The 7,107-nt window shown below is 60.7% G+C and carries 4 protein-coding genes; 3 read left to right on the top strand and 1 reads right to left on the bottom strand.

Annotation, left to right across the window (positions count from 1 at the left end; translation table 11 throughout):
- Nucleotides 1-667 precede the first annotated feature (667 nt).
- Complete coding sequence (locus Q2K20_RS17845) at nucleotides 668-3,244, top strand: AAA family ATPase (protein WP_245847716.1); 2,577 nt, start codon at nucleotides 668-670, stop codon at nucleotides 3,242-3,244.
- Between the two features lie 223 nt (nucleotides 3,245-3,467).
- Here the strand turns inward: Q2K20_RS17845 and Q2K20_RS17850 are convergent, their stop codons facing one another.
- The gene (locus Q2K20_RS17850) at nucleotides 3,468-4,247 is read right to left on the bottom strand and encodes a recombinase family protein (RefSeq protein ID WP_095719449.1); all 780 of its coding nucleotides are present in this window, start codon (nucleotides 4,245-4,247) and stop codon (nucleotides 3,468-3,470) included.
- Between the two features lie 208 nt (nucleotides 4,248-4,455).
- On the opposite strand from Q2K20_RS17850, the gene Q2K20_RS17855 reads away from it, so the two are divergent.
- Complete coding sequence (locus Q2K20_RS17855) at nucleotides 4,456-5,070, top strand: hypothetical protein (protein ID WP_083249842.1); 615 nt, start codon at nucleotides 4,456-4,458, stop codon at nucleotides 5,068-5,070.
- Between the two features lie 761 nt (nucleotides 5,071-5,831).
- Complete coding sequence (locus tag Q2K20_RS17860; RefSeq protein ID WP_119192861.1) at nucleotides 5,832-6,611, top strand: ParA family protein; 780 nt, start codon at nucleotides 5,832-5,834, stop codon at nucleotides 6,609-6,611.
- The last annotated feature ends 496 nt before the right edge of the window (nucleotides 6,612-7,107 follow it).

The following is a 7,107-nucleotide window of genomic DNA, read 5'->3' on the forward strand; positions in this document are numbered from 1 at the left end:
CGGCTGCGAGGCCTCCAGGGCCGCGTCAGTAGTTGCAGTGATAGTCATGCTGGGTTCTCCTTCTCCTCACGCCCCAGCCTCTCAACCAGCCAGCCCGGGTGTCTCACCTCAGTCTGGCGGATAGGGCGCCCCGGCGGGCCGCTTCGCTGACAGCGGAGCTCGAGGACCGCTTCCCCGGATGTGGCCGCCCTGCGATCCCGGCTTCGATGTTGGCCACGAGCATGGACCGATAACCAGACTTTATGTAAAGCGGTCACGAGGTGAAGCCACCGAGCTCTCGCCCACCTGCCACGCCAGTAGCGAGGACGCTAAGCACATTCCGCATACCTACTAGCAGTCATCTCCTGCCGATCCGGCGGTGTCAGCCGCACCGCGTGCGCCCACCGGTTCGCCCTACTCGTCGCCGGTGAACTGTCTGACGGTGCGATCGGAGAAAACCGCTGCAACGAACCCCTCTGCGCTCGCGTCGGACCCCGGAGCCTCGTCGCCTCCACTCAATCAACGAACCGCCGCTACGACGTCGCCTGCGGATGAACCGTCAGACTCCACGAAGAGATAATGTCAGTGGTCGATGTTTCACTTGTGTGCCTGACGGCGTGCACCCGCTGTAGCCATCAACGGATCGTTTTGGTCATGGATGGTCCCGCTTTTCGAGGAAACGATTGAAGTGACGATCGAAGAGGACATACGCGACTGGGCGCTAACAAGGCCCGCGTGGCAACAGGACGTACTGATCGCCCTGTCGCACGGCGAAACGTACGACGATCCCGATGTCGTCGCGAAGCTCGCCGACCGTCTCCAGGAGCGGGGCAGTGCAACGCCCAACGAAGCTGCCCGAAACCTCACCCTCGGCGCGACCGAAGCGAGGCAGGTCTGGCTCAAGAGAATCTGCGGCGGCAATAGCGTCAACGCACTTGCCGCTGACCAGACACTGGCGTTTGAGCCCGCAGGACTAACGATCAGTTACGGCAACAATGGCGCTGGCAAATCCGGATACGCACGCATCATCAAAGCAATGGTTGCTGCGCGCCACTCCTCGCTCGTCCTACCAGACGTATATCGAGACGGCTCACCTGACCCGAGCGCTGAACTCGAGTACTCGGTAGACGGCCAGCCGTTCTCAGTGAAGTTCCCCGCCGATCCTCCGGTGCCGGATCTTCAGCAAGTTCGCTTTTACGACGAGCACTGCGGCGACGAGTACCTGCTCCGCGACTCGACCGTTACCTACCGCCCCTCTGCCCTCACCGTGCTAGACGGTCTCATCACCGTGTGTGGGATGGTTCGCGAGGAATTGCAGCGGCGCATTGCCGAAAGTAATCAGAAGCGCCTGAACCTCACCCTCCCCCAAGGCGCCGCTGGGAACACCTTCTTATCTCACCTGTCGGCCATTACAACTGACCTGGACATTGAGAACGCCTGCTCGTTTACATCCGAGGACGCCGATAACCTCGGCAAGGCGATTCAGGAAGTCGCACGGTTGGAGACGAGCGACGCCTCCAAAGAGCGTGTGCGCCTTCAGGCCGATGCCAGCCACGCCATGACTCTGAAAGCTGCGATCGCTGAGTTAGAAGACACCCTGAGCGCTGATCGCCTCACTGCGATCGAAAAGCTCAAGGACAACGCCCTGACCAAACGCTCTGCAGCAAATCTCGCAGCAGAGACATCCTTCGACGACGAGCCGCTGTCTGGAGTTGGTTCGGAGACCTGGCGGACACTATGGCGCGCTGCCCGTGACTATGCAGTCTCCGTCCCCGGCCATGAGCACGAGTTCCCCGAGGTCGGTGACGACGCCCGCTGCGCACTTTGCCAACAGCCACTTAGCGACGACGCCAAGGTGCGTTTCACTCGCTTCAACGCCTACATGACTGACACCACCGAGAGAGACGCCGTCGCAGCCGAGCACCTCTACGAAGAGGCGCTCGCCGGTCTCCGGGGACTGCATTTCTCTACCCAGACGATCGCGACCGCACTGACCGCACTCGGTACCCACGACGAGGCGCTGGCTAATGCTGCCCAGCGCCAACTACTCATGCTTGAGAAGCATCGCAACGAGGCACTGAAACACTTCGCGGCGAGTGGAGAGCCCTCGGCGCCGCTTACCGCGAACACCATCGCTACACGACTTGAGGAACTTACGAAGTCTTTGACCGCCAAAGCCGAGGCGACAGACGTCGCTGGTTTCCAGGCAACGTTGACTGCGGCAAAGTCCATCCGAAACGAGCTGGAAGCCTCTCGGCTGCTGAGCGAAAACAAGGATCAGATTAAGACCGAAGTCATTCGGCTTGAGGATTTCGGAAATCTCAACGCTGCCCTTTCCGCGACTGACACCAAGGGCATTACGCGCAAGGCAACCGACCTCACGAGCACCTACGCCACCAAACAGATCCGCGACCACTTCACCTATGAAACTGCTCGTATGCACCTAGAGAAGGTGACGCTCAAGGATCGGGGCGGACAGAAGGGACTGGTTCGTCAGATCCCAGCGCTTGTCGGTGTTCGGCACAAGGACGGTAGCGCCCGCGCAGTGCTAAGCGAGGGCGAGCAGACGGTGCTGGGTCTAGCCGGCTTCTTCACCGAAGCAGAGTTTGATCCCTCTAAGTCAGCCGTCATCTTCGATGACCCCGTGACCTCACTAGATCACGTACGGCGGGACAAAGTAGCGGACCGGCTCGTCCAGTTCGCCAAGTCGCGGCAGGTCATTGTCTTCACCCACGACATTGCATTCCTGACCGACCTCCTTAAGTCAGCGGACTCCGCCGAAGTCGAGGTATATCACCGCACCATCCAGCGGCGTGGCACGGTTCCCGGGTATGTCGCGGAAGGCTTGCCGTGGAAGGCTCAGGATATTGGGCTGAGGCTGAATACAATCCAGAATGAGATTACGAAGCTTACCAAGGACCGACAGGACCTAGACGACGACGAATACGAGCAGCGCGTCAACAAAATCGCGGGTTATCTGTCGGAGGCATGGGAGCGCACGGTGACAAGCGAGATCGTCAATCGCGTGTACGACAGGAGTAAGTCCGAAGTACGCCCCCTGATGGTACGAATGCTCGCCAAAATCTCCGACACAGATACCACCGAGTACCAAGAAGGCTACGGCAAAACGTCTAAGTGGGCTCTCCGACACGACAAGGCGGAAGAAACCAACTATGTTGCGCCGGAGCCCAACGAACTTGAGGCCGAATACGACCGCCTAAGGACCTGGCACAAGCGCATCAGGAGCTACCAGAACCAGAAGTAGACGGGCCTACTTCCCTCGTCGCGATTGACTACAGAGGCGAGGCGTCCTGGCGATGTGGTCTAGCACGACCTCGACCACATCGCCGACCCTGAAGCGCTCACATGCACCCCGACCCACGCTTCGTGATCTCCCAACACCACCAGCGCCACCGCAACAGTGACACAAACTAGCGCCTGCCTCCCTACATCGAGCTGTAGTCACACCGACCAGCTACGGAAGATAATCACCTCGATGGCCGCAATGCCCGATACAGCGTAGAGCGGCCGACCCCGAGATCTCGGGCGATTGCTGATGGCCCCTCCCCCGCCTCGATGCGGGCGCGGGCCTTGTTGATCTGCTCGTCGGTCAGGACTCGTTTGCGTCCCTTGTACTTACCCTTCGCTTTGGCGATGGCGATGCCCTCGGCTTGGCGTTCACGGATGATGGCCCGCTCGAACTCAGCGAACGCACCGAGCAGCGAGAGCATCAGGTCGGCTCGAGGATCCTGGGCGCCAGCGGCGTAGGTCGCGCGTTCGTGGACGAACTCCACACTCGCGCCCTTCGCGGTGATCTCGCCAACGATCTGCTTCAAATCAACCAACGAACGAGCGAGACGGTCCATCGACGCAACAACCAGCTCATCACCATCTCGCAGATACCCGATGCACTCTTCGAGCTTCACCCGGTCCGCGCGCGAGCGAGCCGACTGCTTCTCGACGTAGACCCGGTCGCACTCCCCCACCGCCTCGAGCTGACGCGCCTCGTTCTGATCCGCTGCCGACACCCGCACGTACGCCACCCGCTGCCCACGAGGGCGCGAGACCCGGCGAGCCGGCTTCGGAGCCGGCCTTGGCTTCGGCGTTACCTCGACGACGTTCTCCGAGTCCGTCGACTCCACCCGAAAGTTCCAGCCCGACTCGTCCCGACGACGGAACCGAGTCCGCACGCTCCCGCGACTGACGATGAGCACCTCCTCGCCACCATCACCCGCCCGGTTCAAGAGCGTCCCGATCCGATCAGCCATCGAAAGACCCTTTCGCCCGGAAACCTGCATCAATAGATCCTAGACCCGACGGGAAGGCGTTTCATAAGTATCGAACTAGACCCTGTGACACAGCAGCGATGGTTGGCGGCATATCGTCCCGCACGGGTGTACCCCAAAGGGGCGGAAGTTGTAAGAGGAAGTGCCGGGCTGGGTTGTCGCGGCCGATGGATACGGTGAGTAGGTGGAAATGACCTCGGCGGGTATGCGTGCGTTTGTTGATGAGTCCAGTTGCGTCCGGACCGATACAACTCAGGAGTACCTAATCGGGGCGGCCATCGTCACCGCAGGAGATTGCGACGAGATCCGAGAAGCGCTACGCCATCTTCGTCTTCCAGGCCAGATCAAACCTCACTGGACCGATGAAAGTGATCGCCGCCGCCGCACGATCACAGAGACAATCGCCGATCTGGGTTCCATGCACGTAGTCGTTGCACACCTCAGTGGGCGCAACCGAAAGACTGAGCGCCACAGGCGAAAGTGCCTGGAAACGCTCTACTACGAACTCGGAGAGGCTGATGTCCTAGACATCACTCTCGAACGGCGAAGCGACTCTCAGGACAAGCAGGACCGCGCCCATATCGTTTCGTTGCAGAACCAGGGTTGGCATCGGGGCCTGAGGATTAGCCACTGCCGTGGTGGCGATGACCCCTTGTTGTGGATCCCGGACGCTGTGCTTGGGGCGGTGAACGCGAGCTTCTCCGGAGATGTTAGCTACATCGATGTGCTCCGCGGCAGCATCCTGATCGAGAAGCGGACCCCCGAGTCTCTGATGCCAGAGTCCGGACAAAGCGAAAGGCCCTAGATCCAGTCGTCCGGCTGGGGTTCTAAGGCCTTCTTCCCGTTCCGTCGTAACGGTGGGCAGTTCCTAGCGTAGTGACGGCCCCCTCTGGGTGCAAGCCATTTCTACTTCCGGATGCTGGGAGCGGCTCCGACGAACCCCCGAGCGGATAACTGTCGGCTACAGTAGATCGGCCCCTACCTGCGCTAACAGTCCTTCTCTGGAGCTCCTCGGGTGTGCTTCGGTGGTGATCCCAAGCCCGTCCGGCGAGGCGCCCCGCCGCCGTCACGCCTATCTCTGCAGGTGCCGGCACCTCGTTCGAAGTCCTTCACGAGCTCGGAAACCTTACCTGGGACAACACCCGTCGCGTCCACATTCAAACGTTCCCCGATGACGACCCCGTCGGCCCCCTGACCGCCCGGCACGGGCTCGTTGATCGGGCCCCACGTAGTGGCCCACGTTCGACAGGCCCGTGGGGGCCCTAAGCGAATTGGGGTAGCGGCACCAGCGCCCGGCACACCGACCCGTCTCTGCGTGCACAACAAGCTAGAGAAGCACCAGTAGCGTGCTTGTCTACCGTTACTAGATTAACTAAGCTAGCACCGCTAGCTAGCCAAACGTTGATAGTTATGGCTGCTCCGCGAGCCTTCGCTACGTCACTATCTATCAGGGTTAGCCTCGCTAGCACTACGACGCGAACTACCCAGCGATTATCCGAGGGAACGTAACCGTCCAGCCAACCTAGCGAGCACCTGTGGTTGGCCGCCACTTCGAGAGGAACGCGCATGGTCCGCAAGTTAGCGCTCTGCAATCAGAAGGGCGGCGTCGGCAAAACTGCAACGACGCTCGGCCTGGCTAGTGCACTGAGCGATCAGGGACGCAATGTTCTGATTGTGGACGTCGACCCTCAGGGGAACTCCACCACTGGGCTCGGTGTCGAAATCACGGACGACATGATGACGACGTTCGACCTCATGAACCGAACCGCTGCGGGAGCTGCAGCCAATGCCGTCATCGCAACCCCTTGGGACAGGGTTGACCTCATCCCATCCAACGAAGCATTGGCCAACATCGAGTCGGACGGAGCCAACGATTTGATCTTCCGCCTCGACATCGCGTTCGAGGGGCTCGACCTCTCGGTCTACGACGCGGTCCTCTTCGATTGTCCACCGTCACTGGGGAAGTTGCTCTTTGCCGTGTTGTGCGCAGCCGACGGGGTCATTGCCATCACCGAGCCAACCATCGACAGTGTCCGGGGGATCGAAAACCTTCAGGAAACGATCCGCAATGTCCAGAGACGACCCAACCCCCGACTCGTGCTCGAGAAAATTGTCCTTAGCCGTAAGCGGGCCACCGGCGAACACCGATTCCGCGAGAGCGAGTTGCGTGAGACCTACGGAGAACTGGTCGCGAAGACCGCCATTCCGGAACTGACCGCCCGCCAGGACGCGCATAGCACTCACACGCCGATCCACAGGTTCACTGGCGGCAAGGCGTTAGCTCTCCAGGTCGCTTACACGGATCTACTTTCCGAGCTGGTAATCACCGAAGGGACTGCAGCATGAGCGTCCAGCGTGAACCCGCAATCCGACGAACTACCCACCCCGCAGCGGACTTGCCCGAGCGACCTACCCCGACTCCCGCGCCGCTGTCCGCCCCACAGACAAACCAGCCCGCCGCGCGGGGGGAGGAGCGACTGACGGAGCAGCACAATGTCCGGTTGCGCCCATCAACGAAAGCACGGCTACTCCGCGCGGTAGACAAACTGCGCTACGAAACAGGCGACCGCACTATCAGTATCGCGTCCATCACCGACAGCGCCATCGTCGAGTACTTGGAATCACGAGACTGCTGATCAGACATCGACAGGCTTCGGGCTCGAGTTCTGGCCTGCTGCGGTGATCTCGGACAGTGGGCCCTCCTAAAGTGAGGGACCTACCGAAATGAGATCCAGCAGTGAGTGCATCACGCAGGCGGTTCAGCCAGGAGTTCAAGGATGAGCTGTGCCAGGAGGTCATCACGACTTCGAAGACGATCAAGGACGTCGCGGTGGCCTACGGC

Source organism: Dietzia sp. IN118, assembly GCF_032905965.1.
Lineage (GTDB): Bacteria > Actinomycetota > Actinomycetes > Mycobacteriales > Mycobacteriaceae > Dietzia > Dietzia kunjamensis.

Excerpts from the sequence above, each read along its gene's own strand:
- Q2K20_RS17850 (WP_095719449.1), bottom strand. The coding sequence starts at position 4,247 with ATGGCTGATCGGATCGGGACGCTCTTGAACCGGGCGGGTGATGGTGGC.
- Q2K20_RS17855 (WP_083249842.1), top strand. The coding sequence starts at position 4,456 with ATGACCTCGGCGGGTATGCGTGCGTTTGTTGATGAGTCCAGTTGCGTC.
- Q2K20_RS17860 (WP_119192861.1), top strand. The coding sequence starts at position 5,832 with ATGGTCCGCAAGTTAGCGCTCTGCAATCAGAAGGGCGGCGTCGGCAAA.